Here is an 18,989-nt window from a genome sequence, read left to right as displayed (position 1 = left end):
CCGGGTCGGATGCGCTGTGGGACCGTCTGGAGCCGCTGCTGCCGTAGCGCGAACGGCGCTTCGGTACCGTGGCAGTAAGCCCTTGGACGGCCGCGCGTACTCGTGTGCCGCGCCCGTGCGCCATCAGGAGCGCGCCAGCATGAAGCGTCCGTCGAACCCGGAACACCGGTGACCCTGTGGCTGCCTGGCCGTGCAGCGGCCACGGTCATGGAAGAGCAACGGCGGCTTCGGGCTGCAGTGGTCGAGTGGGCGCGATATTTGTCGCGGCTGGCTTGTCTGGAGAGGGGGGAGACGGTGTCGGACAGGAGGGGTTGACACCCTGGAGGGCGAGACTCCCATCCTGCGCCTCCCACTCTTCTGCGTGCGGTGCAGAGGCGGAAGACGACATACAACGGTGCCGGTGCGGCCTGTCCGTACGCGGCTTGTAGGTGGAGCAGGGCTTTGTGCATCCGCCGCACGGGGCTGGTGTGCGGCGTCTACGCATGCGGCACCGGCTCCCGGCTGCGCACTCATTCACACGCTGGCTGCGCATACGCGTGGTGGGCTCGTTGGTCGGGGCGACCATGAGCCCGATCATGGCAGGTGAGCGGGCGGCTGCGCAGACTCCGATGCGTCCGCGTGTACTGCCGCGCAGCCGTTCACGCGTGCTGCGCATCCCGCTGCGCGCTCGGTGTGCAGTCGATGGCGCATCGTTGTGGTCTGGGTGCCGGGGCTTTGGTCGGCTCCGTGGTCGGGCTGTGCCAGCCGCCGCATGGCGGCGGTGGGTGGTGACGTGTGATGTCCGCGTTCGGCCGGCGTGACGGTCTCAGGGCACGAGGTCGGTGAGGAGGGTGTCCAGGACGGTTTCTTCCTCGATGCGCACGCCGAGTTCGGCCAGGGCCGGGGCCAGGTCGGGGTCCCATGCGGCGGTGGCCGGTGTGCCGGTCAGGGGTGGGGCCAGGGGTGTGGCGGCGGCCGCGGTGCGGTAGTCGGCGGCCGTGTAGCGCCAGGACTGCCAGGGGACACGGCGCAGCAGGGCCTCGGCGATGCGCAGGCCGCCCCAGTCGAAGTCGCCGTGGTAGCAGAGCGTGGACCGGCGGGAGTGGAGGTGACGTAGCAGGGTGAGGGCGGCGGCCGAGGGCTGGCCCTGGAGGCAGACCAGGGGCGGGCAGGTGGGGCCGTGGGCGTCGGCTGCGGTGGCCAGGACGGTCGGGTTCTCGCATACGTACACCACCGTGGGCGCCGTAATCGGCGGGCTGTGAGTGAGCTGGCGCAGGGTCAGGACGGCCGGTTCGCCCGCGTCGGTCAGCCAGTCCAGAGCGGGTGTGCCGCGTAGGCCCAGCGTGAGGACAGTGGAGGACAGGGCGTCTCTGAGCAGGCCGGCCGAGGCCCAGGCCTCGCGGCGCCATTCGGCTCCGCTGCCGTCCGGGAAACCGGTCAAGGCGCGCACCCCGGACAGGACGACGGTGGCGAGCGGGGTTGTGTCGTCGAGGGCGTGGGCGTCACCGAGCGTGCCGGCGGCGAAGGCGGGCAGGGACACGGCCGGGTCGGCGGGCAGCGCCCGCAGGGCCGTCGCGGCATCGGCGAGCAGGACCTTCGCCGCCTGTGGCGTGCGCGCAAGGCGGCGTACGAGGCCGTCCTTGCGCAACCGGTCGGCCCACTCGGACAGTTCAGGCCGCAGCGTGGCCAGCGGGACGTACGCCTCGTGCCAGGCGTTCGCCTCCTGTTCGCGTACGTCGGCGAGCCGGGCGACAGGGCCGGTGAGGGCGATGACGGCTGCGGCGAGGCCCTCGGGGCTGATGCCGGAGCGGCGCAGTACGGCGTCCACCGCGTCCAGGCGCACGGTCAGTGAGCGTCCGGCGCCCGGGCTGCGGCCCAGCAGGCGTTCGGTGGCGGCCCGCTCGGCGGTGGTGGGGGCGTCAAGGGTGACCGATCCGGTGAATGGTTCGTCCCGCTCCATGCGGCGCCGAACGCGCTCGACCAGCCAGGTCAGGCCGGCGTCGCCGAGCAGGCGGCTGAGGCGGTCGCGATCGACGCGCGTGCCGGGTTCCCCGGGGAGCGAGGGCTGCTCGGGGCTGTTCATGGCCACAGCGTGTCCTGGTCGGGGTCGGTGCCGTCGGCCGTCGCGGGCCTGGGTGCCGCCGTGCCGATCGTGGCAACCGGGGACGCCGCCTGAGCGGGAACGGTAGCCAGACGGAGATCCGGTTCCGCCCCCCGTACGCGCTCCATCCCATCCCACTCCCAACGGGTCACCAGCACCGCCGCGATCTCGTCCACGCGCGAGAGCTGGGCGATGGCGATGCCGGGGACTTGGGGGTAGCAGGCCCACTCGCGTTCGCTGGTCATCACCACGTCCAGGTCGAAGGCGTGCAGCAGGCCCAGGCACTTGGCGCGCGAGTCGTCGTCCACTCCCGCGAACGCCTCGTCCAGGGTGACCAGACGCGGGGCGTCGGGGGCGGCGGTGGCGTAGTGGGAGGAGGCGGCGGCGAACAGGGGCACGGACACGGCCAGGACGCGTTCGCCGCCGGAGGCGGGGCCGGTGGCCGGGACCCAGGTGCCGTGCTGGTGGCGTTCGATGCCGAACTCGTGCCAGGAGCGGTAGTCCAGCGCCGCGGTGAGTACCTCCAGCCAGCTGCCCGCCGCGTCGTCGGACTGCCGGCGGGCGATCTCGGCCTGCAGGAACTCCCCGACCGCCGCCCGGTCCTCGGGCGCCCAGGCGTCGGCGGACTGGCGCAGGCGTTCGCGGGCCTGGGCCAGTCCGGTCGGCGCCTTGCGTGAGGGACGCCAGACCAGGCGCAGCTTCATGCCGGTGGAGGTGGGCCGTTCCTGGAGTTCGGCGTTCATGGCCTGCACCTGCCGTTCGGCGGTGGCGATCAGCTCCTGCAGAGTACCGGCGACCTCGGTGAGCAGGTGGGTTTCGAGGATCTCGCGTTCGTGCGCGGACAGGATGCGCGCCAGTTGGGTCGTCTCGGTGGCGAGGGCCGCGGCCAGTTCGGGCACGGTGCGCCTGCGGCCCTGGTAGACGATGTCGACGACCATGCCGTCCTCGACCATGCGGGCGGTGGCGGTGTGGCCGCCGCGGGAGAGGGCGTCCTGGAGCTTCTTGTACTCCTCGCTGAGCCGCTTTTGTACGCGTTCCCAGGCGCCGTCGGAGTCGTCGGTGCCGGACGGACCCGACAGCTGCGCCTCGATGGCACGGGCGAGCGCGACGGCCGGGGTGGCCGCCCACGGGCCGCCGTCCAGCGGGGGTAGGGCCGTCTCGGGCAGGGCGACGCTCAGCAGGCCGGTGGCCGCGAACCGCTGCAGCGCGGCGATCGCCTCGGCACGGGAGGCGGCGGCCTCTCGGACGTCCTTCTCCAGCTGTTCGATACGGCCCTCTGCATGGCCGACGCGCCGGCCGGCAGCGGTGTGCGCCTCGCGGGAGCGGCGCTGGTCGCGGTCGCAGGCGGCCAGGGCCTCGGCGGTGGCGGCCAGGCGCCGCTCCAGTTCCGCGACGGCGGCGCCGACGGTGGAGCGCAAGGTGGTGTGGCGTTCGGCGGCGGCGGTCGCCAGGCGGGCCGACTCCTCGGCGCGCAGGGTCAGTTCGGCCACCCGGGTGCCGGTTTGCTCGGCTTCCGTACGCTCGTCGGCCACCGTCCGCCCGGCGTCGGCGCGTTCGCGCAGGGCGGGCCACAGGGCGGCCAGGACAGCGGTGTGGTCGGCCAGCGCCTGGCGGACGGCGGCCAGGCGCGGCCGGTCGGCGGGCAGGTTCACGGCGGCCGCGGTGTCGGTGAGTTCGGTGGCGGCCTCGGCTTCCTGCCCGGCTGCCGCGGCCAGTTCGGCGGAGCGTTCGTCCTGTCGGGCACGGGTCCGGTGGGCGGCCTCCGCGGCGGCTGCGGCCAGCGCGTGCGCGTGTCGCAGGGCGGCGTCATCGGGTACGGCGGCCAGTTCGGCGTCCAGAGTGCGGCGGCGCCGGGCCACCGCGGCCCGCTCGGCCTCCAGCTCATGCAACTCGCCCGCCAGACCGCCGAGTTCATCGCGTAGGGCGACGATCCGCGCCCGGCGCGCCTCCTCGCGGGCACCCTCACCCACGTACACGGCGGCTTCCTTCGACCAGCTGCCCGTCAGCGCCCCGATGCGGAAGCGGCCGTCCGCCGCCACCCAGGTGTCACCGCCGGAGCCGAGCCCCACGGCCGTCAGAAGGCGGGCCACCGTCTGCTCGCCGACGGCCATGGCGTGCGCGTCACCGTGGTCCACGGCCGGGCGCAGCACATCGGCGAGCACCGGCCCGGCGAAGGGGGCACCCGGCGACAGCAGGACGTCATGCCCGTCGGCGGACACGGCGGTACCGTCCGGGAACACCCAGGCATCCAGTAGACCGGAGGCCTCCAACGCCGCCTCCACGCCGGCGCGTTCGGCGTGGGTGACGTGGTCGCGGAAGTCGACCAACCGCCACAGCGGTGCCCCGGGGACCTGGTCTCGTATGCCGGGAGTACGCGTGTGGGGTGGCGTGGGCCCGCGCTGGCCGCCCGCCTCCAGATCGGTCAGCTCCCGCTCGGTCTCGGCGCGACGGGCGCTCAGGTCCGTGAGCCGCTGGCCGAGCGCGGCCGTCCGGTCGGCCAGCTGCGCGGCTCGGGCGCGATGGGCGTCGGCGGTGTGCACGCGCGCGGGAGAGGGGCCCTGCAGATGAGTGACCCAGTCCTGCAGACCGTCCAGCAGGCCCGCCGGGTCCTGGGGCGTCAACTCCTCGCAATCGTCGAGGTGTTCGCGTACGTCGCGGACCAGTTCCCGGCCCGCCTCGGCCGCGGTGGCCTCCGCCTGGGCCTGCCGTTCGGCGGTGTGCCCGGCCTCGGTCTGGGCCTCGTCCAGGCGGCGGGCGGCGGCGCGCCGCTCGGCGGCGGCCTGTTCTGCGCGCGACGCCAGCTCCTCCACGTGGTCGAGGGTGCGCCGCCTGCGCGCCACCGATTCCTCGGCCGCGCGGCGCAGTTCGGCTTCCGGCGCGCCCTCGGTACGCAGATCACCGTCGAGACGGGCGGCCGCGGCCGCCTCCCGTTCACGAACGAGGCCGTCCGCGACCCGCTCCTCGGCCATCGTCAGCCGCCTGCCGGCGCTCTCCAGACGACCCAGGGCTCGAGTGTGCGCCTGGGCGGCCTGCTCCCGGTCCGCTTCGGCGCGCACCACATCGGATGCCGTACGACGAGCGTCGGCCGCCGCCTGCTCCAACTCCCGGGCGCTGCGCATCTCCGGGCCCTCGCGCAGCGCGGCCTCCTGCGCCGTCAGCCGTGCGGCACTCTCCTCCAGCTCCACGAGCCGTCCGGCGATCCGCTCCCGCTCCTCCTCGGCTTGCGCCAACTCGCTCTGGGCCTGGGCGAGATCGCGGCCCAACTGCTCGTATCGGGCGTGTTCGTGGCGGGGCAGCCGGGCGCGGCGGCGGGTGGCGACACGGGCGTAACGCCGGTAGTGGTCCAGGAAGGCGGAGGCGGCCCGCTCGGCCTCGCTGGCCGCCCGCAGCTCCTCCTTCTCCTCGTCCAGGGACCGGAACGCCTCGGCCACATCGGCGATCACCGCCTGGTCCATCGGCGGCAGCGCCTCCGTGAGTGCACGCGACAGCGCCGCCTCGTTGGGCCGCTTCGACAGCTGCGGCTGACGCAGCTGGATGAGCAGGTCCACCAGGGCCGCATACCGTCGCTCACCCAGCCCGAACAGCGCCTCGTCCACCGCCCTGCGATACGAGGTGGCGGTGTCGTACACCATGCCGCGCCCGGCGAGCGCCTCCGCGAGCCGGTCTCGCGACAGGGCGGTGCCGGTGGCGTCGAGCAGGCTGAGCCCCTCGCCGATCCGCTGGTCGGTGACGGCGTACCAGTGACGGGCGATGCCCCGCCCCGCGACCGCCTTCAGCCCGCAGGCCAGGGTGAGGAAGTGGTCCTGTCCGGTGGCCTCGTCGCGCCGGCCGAATTCGATCCACGTATAACCGAGCCGCTCGGGGTGCGGGTGCTGCCCGCCCAGCAGCAGGTTCCACTCCATGCGCTTGCCCGGGTCGGCGTCGGGCTCCACACGGCGTGCGGACAGGTCTCCGTCCAGGAGGAAGGGCAGGGTCAGGGCGAGGACCTTGGACTTGCCGGTGCCGTTGTTGCCGCGCAGCAGCAGCCGGCCGTCGCGGAACCAGAACTCCTCGGTGTCGTAGTAGAAGAGGTCCACCAGGCCGACGCGCAGCGGTCGCCACCGGCCGGGCGCGGGGGTGGGCAGGGCGGTCACGGCCATCACGCCTTTCGCTGAGAGCTGCGGGGGGCGGGAACGCCCGGTTCCTTTACGACGGTCTCGCCGACCGCGTACCGGGCCAGCGCCGGCAACGGGACGACACCACCGGGTACGGCGGTGACCAGGCCCAGCGCGGTCAGCTTGGCCAGGGCCTGGTCGACCAACTCCGCTTCCGCGCCCGGCTGTTGGGCGCTCTTGGACCAGAAGCCGCCGTGTTCTGCGGCCAGTTCCCGCACCCTGCGCTCCAGCTCGTCGCGGCCGACCGCGCCGGGCGCGGAGGCGAGGTGCTCGGCGAGCAGCAGGGTGACGTGTCCGTGGGTGCCCTGCTCGGGCATGCGTACGTCGGTCAGGTCGTCCAGGGGGTCGACCATGGCGATGCCCTCGGTCCGCACCTCCGCGACCAGTCCGGTCAGTTCGGTGATCCGGGCGGTGATGAAGGCGCGCTGGCGGGTGAGGTAGGCGAGCTCCTCGTCACTCAGCCCGTCGTAGTACAGCACCGGGTCGTCCAGCAGGCGCCGGGTCAGCCTTTGGCGGATGGCGCGAAACCGCAACTCGTCGCTGTCCAGGGCGCTTTCGGCGGTCAGCTCGGCCAGGCGGTCCTCGAAGGCGTCGACGGTGATCATCGACGGGCCGCGGCGGGCGGCGAGCAGTCCGGCCAGGACGCGGCGCCGGACGTCGTAGAGCACATCGCCCGCCCCGCTGACGTACGCCTCCTCGTCCCCGGCCACCCGCCGCAGCACGCCGTAACGCATGAGCAGCCGTACCACCGCCGCCAGATCCAGCCGCTCCTCACGCCGCTCCAGCGTGAACTCGATCCCGGCGGAGGCAAGTTGGGGATCGGCGGCGTCCAGGACCACCTGCTCGGCGAGTCGGCCGAGCGCGATCTGCGCCTCACCCCGCTCCAGCGCGGCCAGCGCCAGGCACAGCAGTACATAGCGGCGGCGGGTGAAGGGGGCGCGGGCGCGGGAGGCCTCGCGGGCCGGATGCGTGGCATCGGCCAGGTTGCCGGGCGTCCGGCCCAGCCGGGCCGCCTCCGCGTCCACCCGCAGCGGCCAGCCGGTGTTGCGGTCGAACCACTCGCGCAGTTCGGCGGCGTGCTGGCGCACCAGCCGGAACTCCTCGGCGTACGGGCCGTGCGCGAGCAGCAGAGGCTCCTTCAGCAGCGCGCGGGCCGCCTTGTGGAACTCGGCGGCGCGCCGGCTGTCCAGTACCTCGCTCAGGGGCGTGGTCATGACTCCTCCCTGCAGAATGTGCCGTCGGCGTGCACCTGACCGGTCCGGGTGAGATCGGTGATCTCGATCAGGTGGTCGGGGCCGCGGAAGGTGCCGCCGGGGGTGTGGATCTCGGCCGTCGTGCCGTCCGTCAGGGCGGTCAGCCGGACCTCCATCGTGCCATCGTTGCTGGTCGCGAGGGTGGCCGTCATGCCGGGCCGCCAGGTGGCAAGGGCGTCACCGAGCAGTTGCAGGAACAGGCTGAAGGCGAGCGGGTCGAGCTCGCCGAGCGCGGACAACCGCGTGGTGCCAGCCGTCGCCAGGCGGGTGCGGGCGGCCGCGATCTCCTGTGTCTGCTTGGCGGCGATCTCGGCCAGGCGCCGGCGTTGCTCGGACCGGTCCTGCACCCGGCGGGTTTTGCCGCGCCGCTCGTAGCTGCCGGTGCGGCGCAACTGCGGGCTGATCCGCAGCGGCTCGGCCTCGGCCCACGGGGTGGAGGCGGCCACTGGATGGGCGCCGCGCCGCTCCAGGGTGTCGGCGTCGATGGTGAGGTGACGTGCCGGATACAGCCCGAACGCGGCCCGCCACAGCCGGTGCCGCGCCGCATCGTCGGGAGCCTCGGCGAACCAGCGGGCCAGGGTGCGGAAGTCCGCCGAGCGGTCCGAGCGACCGGCCCGCCGCTCATTCAACTGCCGTACAACAGCCAGTAGTTGCGGAATCGCCCCAAGAGCGCGCCCGCGCAGCAACCGGGCCTGCGACTCCCGCCCGTCCGCGGACACGAACCAGGCCGCCAGCCCCGACCATCGCGCCACCCACCGCTCGTACGACCGCGCTTCGGCGCTCTCGGCCTCGTCCGGCGCTGCGTCGGCCGCCTCCCGCGCCGCCGCCAGCCGCAACAGCGCACCCACCCGGCCCTGATCCTCCAACTCACCGATGAGCAGGGCGATCCTCCCGCCCAGGGTGATCAGGTCCTGGATGAACCGCTCCAGATACTGGATCAGGCGATCCTTGTAGGCGAGGAACACCTCGACCTCCACGTCGTGCAGGTCGATGGTGCGCTGCAGGGAGCCCATGAACGCCCGCGCGTTCTCCGCCAGCGCCTCGAACCGGCCGGTCAGCGCGGACAGGGCCAGGTGCGCCTTGGCGGCGTCCGGCCGGCCATCCTCCTGCTCGGCGCCGATCACCATCAGGGCCCGCAGCTGGGTGACGATGTCATGAAGGGCCACCGCCTGCAGCGCGCCGCGCCGTCCCAGCGCCTCGTCATACGCCGACAGTGCCTGCTCGGCGGCCTCGCCGGCCTGGGTGAGCTGGTAGATGAAGCGTTTGCGGTAGAAGTCCTCGACCGCGGTGACCCGGGAGGTGTCCGGATCCGCCCGCAGATTGCCCCACTCGACGAGACTGTCCAGAGCCTTGACCACCGCGTCCGGGTCGGCGGGCCGGTGCTCGGGCGGCAGCGCCGCTAAGACGTCCTCGGGCCGCAGGTGTACCGCGAAGCGCTCCTTGGCGGCCAGGAACGCGTCCATCACCCGGCGGTAGAGGGCGGCGTTGGGCACGGTGAGATGGGCGAAGGGCGCATACCCGGCCCGTGCTGGTCCGGAAGGCGTCGATGTCATCGTTCCGCATTCTCCCTGACTCCCACGCCACTCCGGGAATCATGGCCCGACCTTCACCCAGCGTCCCGCCGCGTGTGGGCATCGGCTTCCGGTCAGCCAACCGTACGTCCTGACAAAACCCGGCGTACAGCCCGACTCGTCTGCCACCCCGTGTTTCCGCAGGTCAGCGACTCAGCGCACCTTCGGTGCGCGCCGGGGGCGTGGTAAATGCCGTGGCGCGCGCTGGAGGTGCTTCTGTCTGCCCTGACGTGGGCCGATGTCGGTCCGGGACGCTGGTGGGGTTCGTTCCGGCCGAAACCGATGCATCTGTGATGCCCGTGAGCTCGCAGGTCAGCATGGTGCTGGGGGCCTTCCACGGGAAACGTGGAGTGTTGCTGTGAGCACGGGCGTCAGAATTCCTGGTCCACCCTGGCCCATCGCGAAGCAGGCTGCCCTGCCGGCCGCCTGGCTCCGGAAGCACTTCGACTCGGATACCACGCGCGAAAGCTGGCTCAGGGAGTACGACGCCACCGGCCTGCCCGAGGACGTGACCGGGTTCCCGGAGTTCTACGAGGCCCGCCGTGCGCGCATGCGTCAGCGCCTCGCGGCCCTTTTGGGTACGGTGGCTTCCGCGGAGCAGGCCGGGGACACACGGGATGCCCCGACCGCCGTACCGGACGACGAACCGGATCCGGGGAACGAAGGACTGTGAAGAGGTGTACCGGCCACGTTGAGCGGCCAGGGGGCGGAACAAGGAGGTCGATTCTCGCCGTCCTGTTCCGCCCCCACCCGACTTCCCGGGTCAGCGTCGGTCTGTGGCTCGCGGGTGCCCGGTACCTGCGAAGGTGATCCAGCAAGTCTCCCGGACGGTGTCGAGGAGGTACCAGATGCGGCCGCCGCCGGTCACCTCGATCTGCCACTGCTCGCAGGTCTGCCCGCGGTGGGTCCCATGCGCCAGACCACCCTTGAGGCGGTGGTGCCGGGGAGTCTCGGTGGCCGGTCTGGGGGCGGTGCGCATAGTGATCCAGGCGCGGTACGTGTTCTCGCGGACCTGCTGGGCTAGGCTCTCCCAGCCCTTGGCCGAGGCCGCGTCGGCGAACCGGACTTCCCAGTGGCCCTCTGGTGCCGGAGGTGCGGCGCGGTCACCGCGGCCCGCGGTCATGCTACGTCCCGGGGGTCTGGTACCGGGCCGTAGTCTTCGCCGTGATCCGTGGTCAGTGCGGCCAGCAGTTCGGGGTCGGAGTAGACCTCGGCGGTGTGCTGCCAGGCGATGAGCAACTGGGCAACGGACGCGCTGTTGCCGATCGAGTCGGCGGCGCGCATTGTGTCGACCAGTTCGACGGCGAAGGCGTGGAGATCGGGCTCGGGCAGGAATCGGACCCACGGGAATGCGTCCGGCAGTATGTCGAGGAGCAGTTCCATGCTGCCGGGCTCCCGGCGAGCCATCGCGACCAGCATCCGGGTGGCAGCAGACACCACGGTCTGGTCCTGCTCGGCCCGCGCCGCGGTGGTGAGGACCAGATCCTCGCCATCTCTGCGGTGCAGGAGCAGTCTCGGCGATTTCTGGAGCCGGGCAAGCGTCTGCTTGTTCTTGTTCACCAGCTCGGAGAAGTTCACGGCTGCACTCTCAGAACTCATGACTTTGAAACTACTTCGAAACTCGACCTGACGCCATCACCCAGAAGAGGGGCGCGGAGTGGTGGACCGGTTAAACGCCTCGCGAACGGTCGCCGCAGGCAGCCGGTCCTGGTTCCCTCGCCGCTGTCGAGTGACAACTCGGCAGGCTTACGACCAGGAACGCTCAGGCGGGTACGGTAGCTGCCCTCACGCACAGCGACACGGCCGTGCAGTGCCCCTACCCGAGTGGAGTGGCATTGAGGGCATCGGGCGGGTGACCACCAGTTCGCCGACCTGGTCCACCACTGGGATGCCTGAGGCGTCGTACGCGGCCAGCGCCACACCCAGGTGCGGTGCGGACAACTCGCCCGCCCAGAAGGGGGTGTTGGGCGCAGAGCCCGCGAAGCCCGACACGATGTCCGTGCCGCCGCTGATGGAGGCCAGGAGGGCCTGGTCGCTCACGTGGTCGCGGACCCAGGGGTCCGTCGCGAACGCGTGCCGTCGAGAACGAACAGCTTCGAGGAAGGGTCCGATGCGCGGTTTCATCACCGATGCCACGGCGCGGGCAGGTCTGCGGCTAGCCGACGACCTGCCCGAACCGACGCCCGCGGCGGGGGAGTTCCTCCTCGACGTGCGTGCCTATGCCGTCAACCCCGGCGAGACCAAGCTGATCGAGGAGCGGCCCGACGGCTGGCGCCCCGGCCAGGACGTCGCCGGTGTGGTGCTCCGGCCCGCCGCGGACGGCAGCGGTCCGCCGGCCGGTGCCCGGGTGGTGGCCCGGGTCGACTGGGAGGGGTGGGCGGAGCGGGTCGCCGTGCCCGTGCACCGGTCGGCCGTCCTGGACGACCGGGTCGGCGACGAACCGGCCGCGACCCTGCCCATCGCCGGTCTCACGGCACTGCGCGCGCTCAGGGTCGGCGGGGCCGTACTCGGTCGGCAGGTACTGATCACCGGGGCCACCGGAGGGGTCGGCCAGTTCGCCGTGCAACTCGCCGCGCTGTCCGGGGCGACGGTCACCGCACACGTCAGCAGCGACGAAAGGGCCGAGCAGGCAGGGGAGTTGGGTGCCCACCGCGTCGTCACGGGGTTGCGGGACCCCGACCTCGGCCCGTTTCACCTCGTCCTCGACGGCGTCGCCGGCCCGCTGCTCACCGACGCCGTACGGCTGCTCGCCCCCGACGGGATCGCGGTCGTCTACGGCGGCCACAACGGCCCGACCGAACTGCGGTTGCGGGACTTCGCGATGCGCGGCCACAACGCCCGGGTGCAGGGCTTCATCAGCGAGTACCCGGAGGAGACCAAGGGGGAGGACCTGGCCATCCTCGTCTCGTTGGTCGCCGACGGTCGGCTGCGACCGGTGATCGGACGGGTCGACGGCTGGACCCGAACCCCGGACGTCTTCGAGGCCTGGGCCAAGCGGGAGTTCCGGGGCAAGGCCGTGCTGCTGCGCAACTGAGGCCACTGAGCCGACCGGGCCGGGCCGGTGAGGACCGGTCGCGGCCGGCCCCGGAGCGCGGCTGAGCGCGCGGGTCAGGACAGCGCAGCCGCCGACACCGCCGTGACCGTCACCGTGTTGTCGCACTCGGCGAACACCCCGTCGTCCAGGGCGACCTGATGGGCACCCGCGCCCGGCAGACCGATCACCATCGTCGGGTACGACACCGGGTCCGCACCGGACTTGCAGTAGCCGTCGCCCTCGCCCTGCACCTGTACGAAGGTCAGCTTGACCCAGGCCTTGCCGCCGGGAGCCAGCTTGACCGGGGTGGCGGTGCCGGTGGGCGTCACCTTCAGCGGGGCGTTGTGGTCCGGGGAGCCGTTGGCGGCACCGGCGACCGTGGGGTGGCCCTGCAGGGTGCACGCCTGCTTGGAGGTGTTGGTGAACTCGACGATCGCCGCGCCGGTGCCGGTGCCGTCGGGGCGGTTGGCGGCCTGGTGCGCGGTGACGGTCAGGGCGGCCGCGGCGCAGGTCTTGGCCGTCGTACCCGTGGAGCCCGTCGAGCCCGTGGTGTGGGAGTCGGAGGCGGGGGACGCGGTCACCGGCGGGACCGAGCTCGCGGGCGTGGTGGGGGAGGAGGCCGCCGCGGAGGGGGCCGCGCTGCTCGGCGCCTTCGAGGGCGAGGCGCTGCCGGACGAGGAACCGCCTGCCTGGCATGCCGTCACCAGCAGCGCGGCCGAGAGTGCGGCCATCGCCGGCGCGGCCTTGCGGATGCGGTTCATGTTCACGTACTGCATGGGATCCCCCGATGTCGTTCGTCCGGGCGTCGGTCCTCGCCTGCGCCCGTCGATCTAGACAGGGCTGCCGGGCCGGGGGTTTCCGCTGTGCGTCGGCTGTGACAGATGCGGATCATCCGTGACGGCATGGTGACGAGACGGTGCCGACCGGGGGAGTCGGCACCGTCTCGCGCGGCAAGATCGCCGGTCAGGCGACCGCCGCCGCCTCCTCCTTCGCGATGCCCACCGTCGCCTCCTGGTCGCCCTTGCCGCGCAGCGCGACCACGCTGAGCAGGCAGCAGGCCAGGGCGGCGATGCCGCAGACGACGTAGCCGATGGCGTAACCGTTGCCGAGGGCCTCCAGGGCGATGGGGACGGCGCCGCCCGGCGGGGACTGCGGCGGGACCGAGTTGGAGGCGAGCGGGCCGCCCTCGGCCGCGACCTGTGCCGCCGCCGCCTTGGCCTGGGCGGAGAGGCCGGAGGAGGTGAGCTTCTGGGTGAACTCGTCGGCGGCCCGGCTCAGCGCGATCGCGCCGATCACCGCCGGGCCGAGCGTGAAGCCGAAGTCGCGCAGCAGGCTGGTGGAGGCGCTGGCCATACCGGCGTAGTGGGTCTCGACCGTGTTGACGGCGGTCGCCGTGATCGAGGAGACCGTCAGCGCGAAGCCGATGCCGACCAGGCTGATGGGGAGGATGAGCGAGGTCAGCGCGCGGTCGTGGACGGAGAGGGTGGCGGCGATGAAGTCGCCCGTCGTCATCAGGGCCAGACCGGCGCCGAGCACCCAGCGCGGGCTGACCTTCTCCAGCAGCCGGGAGATCAGCGGCATCAGCAGCAGTGTCCAGGAGTTGAGCAGGATGAAGGCGAACGAGCCGCGCAGCGGGCTCTGGTGCTGGATCGGGCCCAGCCGGATGCTGGTCGCGTACGCCGTGCCGAGGTAGCTGAACATACCGACCACCGCGACGAACGAAGCCACCGCGAACGCCCGGTTCTTGAACAGGTCCAGCCTCAACAGAGGGGAATCGGCGCGGAGTTCGGCCACGATGAACAGACCCACGAAGACCACCGCGACGACGTACGCGATCACCACCGGCGTCGCGGTCCAGCCGTCGGCCGGGCCCTGGATCACCGCGTACAGCAGGGCGAACATGCCGATGCCGATGGTGATCTGACCGGCGAGGTCGAGTGAACGGCCCTCCGGCGCACTGGAGTTCTGGGCGAGGAACTGGCTGAGCACGGTACTGACCACAGCGAGCCCCGTGACGACGATGAACGCCCAGCGCCAGGAGCCGTAGTTGCCGGTGATACCGCCCAGGACCGGGGCGACGAAACCGCCGCTGGACAGGGCGGCGGCCCAGATGGTGATGGTGCGGGCGCGGTCGCGGGCCGAGTGGGTGCCGGCGGCGATCATCGCGAGCGAGGTCGGGAACAGCGCCGCGGCACCGAGGCCGGCGATGGCCTGGCCCAGCCAGAGCATGTGGATGCCGGTGCTGGCGGCGGCCAGCGCCTCGCCGACCACCAGCAGTCCGCCGCCGCCGACCAGCAGCCGCTTGCGGCCGAAGAGGTCGCCCAGGACGCCGAAGGTCAGCTCCAGCACCGAGACCGGGAGCAGGAACGCGTCCGAGATCCAGGTCAGCTGTGAGCCGACGGGGTGCAGGTCCTCCTGGAAGAGGCCGTTGAGGGTGGCCGGCATGGCGAGGGCGATCTGGGCCAGGCAGACCGCGAAGCAGCCGGCGATCAGCGTGCCGACGGGGAGGCCGCCGGACGCCGGTCGGGCGGTGGTGGAATCGGGTTCGGTATGCGTTTCGGTGGACACGAGGGGCTCCCCTTTGAGCGGGTTTGTCGGGGGATAGGCGGCGCCGAGAAACGCTGCGAATGTAGGGCAGTTTTTCGACGGCGGTCAATGGGTTGCCCAATATTGAGGGGTGGAGCTCTCCCGGGACCTCTCCCCGGTCCTCTTCCAGGACCTCTCCCGGGACCTCTCCCCGGTCCTCTTCCAGGACCTCTCCCCGGTCCTCTTCCAGGACCTCGCCCCGCTCCTCTTCCCGGACCTCTCCGCAGCGGGTGGTGCTCGACGTGTCCTAGACGGCCGTCACCGAGATCACGTCCAGCGCGCTCGCCGCCTCCTGCTCGGCCAACTTCGCGTAGTGGAGGGCAAGTTCACGGAAGAGTGCCTCCGCGCGGGCGGCAGGCCAGTCCTCGGGCAGGTGCTCGGCCGGCAGATGCGGGTCCTGGCGGATCTGGTCCAGCCAGTCGGTGTGCAGCAGCAGCTGCCGTACGAGCGCCCCCGCCTCGTCCGCCTCGCCGGCGCCCACGCTCCATTGGGCCAGGAACGCCTCGTACCCCTTGCCGATGGAGTCGACGTCGAACGCGGAGTGCAGGACCGTACGGGCCTCGGTCGGGGCGACGACGGTCGCGCCCTGGAACACCCTGAGACACGAGTCGAGGCCGAGCCCCACCACCACGCCGGCCACGTCCACCGCGCCGGGCGCCACCCACAGGCCGCTCTGCAGCGGCCCGAAACCGCTCCACACCAGCCGGGACCGCAGATCGTGCCGCTCACTGCGCCACGCCTCCGGCAGCGAGAAACCGACCAGCGTCCAGGTGCCGTCCCAGTCCCGGTTCACGGCGCCCGTCTGCCAGACCCGGTCATGACCGTCCCGCAGCACCCGGGCCGCCCGCGCGGTCGGCCCGAAGTACGTCTTGCGTCCCCTCCGGTGCCGCTCCAACAGCCCACGCTTGACCATCCGCGTCAGCGTGGACCGCACCGCGTCCTCGGTGATCCCGGCCTGCCCGAACACATCAATGAGGCTGCTCGCCGACACGGCGATGTCCCGCCCGAGCGCATGGATACCGAAGAAGCTCAGCATCAACGACTGCGGGCGGGGAGTGCCGGGAGTCTGGTCGAGGGGGTCGGGGCTGGTCACGGGGCAAGGGTAGAGCGGCGCGTCAGCGGGTCGGGCCGAGGGAGCGGGCGGTGACCCCCGCCAGATGCCGGGTGAACACCTCGCGGGTGTCCGGGGTGAGCGTGCGCAGGGCGACCAGAGCCGTGATCACGACATCGCACAGCTCGCCCTGGACGTCGTCCCAGGTGTGGGTCACGCCCTTGCGGGGGTTCTGCCCGGTCGCCCCGATCACCGCCTCGGCGACCTCGCCGACCTCCTCGGACAGCTTGAGCATGCGCAGCAGGAGGCCCTCGCGGCCGCCGTGCGGACGGTTGGCGTCGAGCCAGTTCCACAGGGCGTCGATGGAGGACCAGACATCGGGGGAGGGGGCGTTCCCGGGACGGGTGGGCTGATCAGTCATGGGCGCAGCCTGCCCATGGAGGTCACTCCCCGAACAACGCCTCCTGTGCGTCGAACCGGTCCGCCGCCTCGCCCTGCTCCGGCTTCCGCAGCCGCCGGTTCCGTGCCCCGACCACCAGCGCCGTCACCAGACCCGTCGCCCCGAGTGCGGCCGGCACCATCCAGCCGCGGTCGAGGACATGGCCGAGGGCGTGGTCGAGGGAGAGACGGCCGGGGCCGGTGACCGCGAGGCCGGCGGCGGCCAGGCCCAGGGTGGCCGCGTACTCGTAGCCGCCCTCCTGGTTGAAGAAGCCGTTGGGGGCGTGCACCGCGGCCGCGCCCGTCATCGCACCGGCCGCCGCGGCACCCGCCGCCGGGGTGGCCAGCCCCAGCCCCAGCAGCGTCCCGCCGCCCGCCTCCGCAAGGCCCGCCGCTGTCGCACTCGCCTTGCCCGGCGCGTACCCCACGGACTCCATGAACTGGCCGGTCCCCTCGATCCCATGGCCGCCGAACCAGCCGAGCAGCTTCTGTGCGCCGTGCGCCGCCAGCACACCCCCGGTCCCCAACCGGAGCAGCAGCAGGCCCAGATCACGTCGGTCATATGCACTCACGATGACTCCCGGAACAGACAGCAGAAACAGTTCCCCCGCCGTGTTTCCACCGTCCCACTCCGCACACCCCGCCGGTCTTCTCGCGCAGCCGTTCGGGTGGCGGAGGCGGGGGAGCGGTGTGAGTCTGACTGGCATGACGATTCAGCCAGCCAAACTCAGCGACCCGGCCGTGCGCGCCTTCGTCACCGCCGTCAACGCCCACGACCGCGACGCGTTCATGGCCGTGCTCACGGACGACGCGACCATGGCGGACGACGGCTCCGACCGCGACCTCGCCGAATGGATCGACCGGGAGATCTTCTCCTCCAACGGCCACCTCGACGTCGACAACGAATCCCAGGGCGGCCGTGCCCTCCTCGCCCACTACCGCAACGACACCTGGGGCGAGATGCGCACACGGTGGAGCTTCGACGTCACCGAGGACGGCAGGATCGCCCGCTTCGAGACCGGGCAGGCGTAAAGCCCTTCCAGGGGGCTTGTCTTGATGTGCGCTCCAACCTCTAGCGTCTGTGGACATGGAGACGACTAGCAGGACCCTCGGTCGCAGCGGCATCGGAGTAAGCGCTCTCGGCTTCGGCTGCTGGGCGATCGGTGGATGGGGGTCCCCCCGCTCGAGCGAAGCCGAGAGTGGGGGAGGCGGAACGCCGAAGGGCAGCCCCTCGGCTGGGGCAGGGTCGATGACGACGAGTCCCTACGGGCGATCCACCGCGCCCTCGACCTCGGCGTGACCTTCTTCGACACCGCCGACACCTACGGCGCGGGGCACAGTGAGCGCGTCCTCGGCCGTGCGCTCGGCACGCGGCGCGACGAGGTGGTGATCGCCACCAAGTGGGGCAACGTCTTCGACGAGGAGACCCGCACCCTCACCGGCCGCGACGACTCCCCGGAGCACGTCCGCCCCGCCCTCACCGCGTCACTCGCCCGCCTCGGCACCGACCATGTCGACCTCTACCAGCTGCACCTCTCCGACGCCGACCCGGAGTGGGCCGCCCAACTCCGGGACGTCTGCGAGGAGTTGGTCGAGGAGGGGCTGATCCGCGCCTATGCCTGGAGCACCGACGATCCCGCCCGCGCCGCCGTGTTCGCGGAGGGGGAGCACTGCGCGGCCGTCCAGCACGCGGCGAACGTGCTGCAGGACGCGCCCGAAATGTTCGCGCTGGTCGAGGAGTTGGGGCTCGCCAGCATCAACCGGAGCCCGTTGGCGATGGGGTTGCTCGCGGGTAGGCGTCAAGGGCCGCGGGACACCGGGGACATCCGCAGCAAGCCGCCCGCCTGGCTCCAGGGCTTCGGTGACGGCTCCGACGCCGACCCCGAGTGGTTGGCCAGGATCGACGCCGTGACCGAGATCCTCACCAGCAACGGCCGCACCCTCGCCCAGGGCGCCCTGGCCTGGCTGTGGGCCCGCAGCCCCCGCACGATCCCGATCCCCGGCTTCCGCTCGGTGGCCCAGGCGGAGCAGAACGCCGGCGCCCTACAGAAAGGGCCGCTCACCGCCGACCAGTTGACCGAGATCAACCGCATCTTCCAACGGTAAGCGGCCCCACCCGCGGACGAACGGCTAGTTCTGCACGAACGACTGCTCGGTCAACGTGATCTGCCCCGCCTTGATCGTCGCCAGCCGTGGCGCCTGCCGAGCGATCGACGAGTCGTGGGTGACCATGATGAAGGTCAGCCCGTACTCGCGCCACAGCCCCTCCAGCAGGCCCATGATGTCGTCGCGGGTGCCCTCGTCGAGGTTGCCGGTGGGTTCGTCGGCCAGCAGCACCTTCGGCTTCTTCACCAGCGCGCGGGCGATCGCGACGCGCTGCTGCTGGCCGCCGGAGAGCTCGGACGGCGCGTGACTGAGCCGCTCGCCGAGACCGACCGAGCTCAGCGCCTCCGCCGCCCGCTCCCGGCGCTCGGCGGGCTTCACCCCGAGCGGCACCAGGGCCGTCTCGACGTTCTCCTGCGCGGTCAGGGTCGGGATGAGGTTGAACGACTGGAAGATGATGCCGATCTGCTCGGCGCGCACCCGGGTCAGCTTGGCCTCGCTGATCCGGGCGAGGTCGACGCCGTCCAGCTCGACGCTGCCCTCGGTCGGCCGGTCCAGGCCGCCGATCATCTGCAGCAGGGTGGACTTGCCGCCTCCGGTGGGGCCCTGGATGACGAGCTGGTCGCCGTCCTCGATCGTGAGGTCGACGCCGCGCAGCGCCTCCACCGTCTCCTTGCCCCGCGAGTAGCGCTTGGTGACGCCGGTGAGTCTGTACATGG

General features: G+C 72.1%; 15 protein-coding genes and 2 pseudogenes. 4 read left to right on the top strand and 13 right to left on the bottom strand.

The genetic code is table 11. From position 1 onward, the window contains the following. Positions 1-805 precede the first annotated feature (805 nt). Genes ACWC09_RS42830 through ACWC09_RS42815 form a run of 4 tightly spaced genes read right to left on the bottom strand, consistent with a single transcriptional unit; the run spans position 806 to position 9,040 of the window. Entirely contained in the window at positions 806-2,062 is a 1,257-nt protein-coding gene (locus tag ACWC09_RS42830; protein WP_450856527.1) for a TIGR02679 family protein, read from the bottom strand. Continuing rightward, positions 2,059-6,219, bottom strand: coding sequence for a TIGR02680 family protein (locus ACWC09_RS42825; RefSeq protein WP_450856525.1), 4,161 nt, complete (start codon positions 6,217-6,219; stop codon positions 2,059-2,061). The genes ACWC09_RS42830 and ACWC09_RS42825 overlap by 4 nt, the downstream gene beginning before the upstream one ends. Then, positions 6,219-7,448 (bottom strand): TIGR02678 family protein, encoded by a 1,230-nt coding sequence (locus ACWC09_RS42820; protein WP_450856523.1) that lies wholly within the window; start codon positions 7,446-7,448, stop codon positions 6,219-6,221. The genes ACWC09_RS42825 and ACWC09_RS42820 overlap by 1 nt, the downstream gene beginning before the upstream one ends. Next, the gene (locus ACWC09_RS42815; RefSeq protein WP_450856521.1) at positions 7,445-9,040 is read right to left on the bottom strand and encodes a TIGR02677 family protein; all 1,596 of its coding nucleotides are present in this window, start codon (positions 9,038-9,040) and stop codon (positions 7,445-7,447) included. The genes ACWC09_RS42820 and ACWC09_RS42815 overlap by 4 nt, the downstream gene beginning before the upstream one ends. 376 nt (positions 9,041-9,416) lie before the next feature. Here ACWC09_RS42815 and ACWC09_RS42810 point away from each other — a divergent pair, with 376 nt between their 5' ends. Beyond that, a complete protein-coding gene (locus ACWC09_RS42810; protein WP_450856519.1) occupies positions 9,417-9,731 on the top strand; it encodes a hypothetical protein in 315 nt (104 codons plus the stop codon). A 90-nt stretch (positions 9,732-9,821) separates the two neighbouring features. On the opposite strand, the gene ACWC09_RS42805 is transcribed toward ACWC09_RS42810, so the two are convergent. The 3 genes and pseudogenes from ACWC09_RS42805 to ACWC09_RS42795 form a co-directional block, all read right to left on the bottom strand. Beyond that, positions 9,822-10,181 carry a hypothetical protein gene (locus ACWC09_RS42805; protein ID WP_450856517.1) on the bottom strand — a complete coding sequence of 120 codons (360 nt, stop codon included), beginning with the start codon at positions 10,179-10,181 and terminating at the stop codon, positions 9,822-9,824. Beyond that, the gene (locus ACWC09_RS42800; RefSeq protein ID WP_450856515.1) at positions 10,178-10,657 is read right to left on the bottom strand and encodes a hypothetical protein; all 480 of its coding nucleotides are present in this window, start codon (positions 10,655-10,657) and stop codon (positions 10,178-10,180) included. The genes ACWC09_RS42805 and ACWC09_RS42800 overlap by 4 nt, the downstream gene beginning before the upstream one ends. 225 nt (positions 10,658-10,882) lie before the next feature. Continuing rightward, positions 10,883-11,116: pseudogene (locus ACWC09_RS42795) on the bottom strand (acetoacetate--CoA ligase); the annotation flags it as partial. A gap of 52 nt (positions 11,117-11,168) precedes the next feature. Here ACWC09_RS42795 and ACWC09_RS42790 point away from each other — a divergent pair. Next, positions 11,169-12,092: a zinc-binding dehydrogenase gene (locus tag ACWC09_RS42790; RefSeq protein ID WP_450856513.1), complete on the top strand. Its 924-nt coding sequence runs from the start codon at positions 11,169-11,171 to the stop codon at positions 12,090-12,092. A 74-nt stretch (positions 12,093-12,166) separates the two neighbouring features. Here ACWC09_RS42790 and ACWC09_RS42785 read toward each other — a convergent pair whose 3' ends face one another. The 5 genes from ACWC09_RS42785 to ACWC09_RS42765 all read right to left on the bottom strand — a co-directional run bounded on the left by ACWC09_RS42785 (position 12,167) and on the right by ACWC09_RS42765 (position 16,739). After that, a complete protein-coding gene (locus ACWC09_RS42785) occupies positions 12,167-12,868 on the bottom strand; it encodes a DUF4232 domain-containing protein (RefSeq protein ID WP_450856511.1) in 702 nt (233 codons plus the stop codon). A gap of 187 nt (positions 12,869-13,055) precedes the next feature. Next, entirely contained in the window at positions 13,056-14,660 is a 1,605-nt protein-coding gene (locus ACWC09_RS42780; RefSeq protein WP_450856510.1) for an MFS transporter, read from the bottom strand. Between the two features lie 265 nt (positions 14,661-14,925). Next, positions 14,926-15,771 carry a PaaX family transcriptional regulator gene (locus ACWC09_RS42775; RefSeq protein WP_450856508.1) on the bottom strand — a complete coding sequence of 282 codons (846 nt, stop codon included), beginning with the start codon at positions 15,769-15,771 and terminating at the stop codon, positions 14,926-14,928. A gap of 22 nt (positions 15,772-15,793) precedes the next feature. After that, positions 15,794-16,150, bottom strand: coding sequence for a MazG-like family protein (locus ACWC09_RS42770; RefSeq protein WP_450856507.1), 357 nt, complete (start codon positions 16,148-16,150; stop codon positions 15,794-15,796). A 22-nt stretch (positions 16,151-16,172) separates the two neighbouring features. Further along, positions 16,173-16,739: a DoxX family membrane protein gene (locus ACWC09_RS42765; protein ID WP_450856506.1), complete on the bottom strand. Its 567-nt coding sequence runs from the start codon at positions 16,737-16,739 to the stop codon at positions 16,173-16,175. Between the two features lie 133 nt (positions 16,740-16,872). Here ACWC09_RS42765 and ACWC09_RS42760 point away from each other — a divergent pair, with 133 nt between their 5' ends. Beyond that, complete coding sequence (locus ACWC09_RS42760; protein WP_450856504.1) at positions 16,873-17,199, top strand: nuclear transport factor 2 family protein; 327 nt, start codon at positions 16,873-16,875, stop codon at positions 17,197-17,199. 55 nt (positions 17,200-17,254) lie between these two features. Continuing rightward, a pseudogene (locus ACWC09_RS42755) lies at positions 17,255-18,273 on the top strand (aldo/keto reductase). Positions 18,274-18,297: 24 nt separating this feature from the next. On the opposite strand, the gene ACWC09_RS42750 reads toward ACWC09_RS42755, so the two are convergent. Next, positions 18,298-18,987, bottom strand: coding sequence for an ABC transporter ATP-binding protein (locus ACWC09_RS42750; RefSeq protein WP_450856502.1), 690 nt, complete (start codon positions 18,985-18,987; stop codon positions 18,298-18,300). Positions 18,988-18,989: the final 2 nt, after the last annotated feature.

The sequence above is a fragment of the Streptomyces sp. NPDC001617 genome, assembly GCF_053596855.1.
The sequence above is the reverse complement of the archived record's forward strand: the minus strand, read 5'-3'. Positions and strand labels throughout refer to the sequence as shown.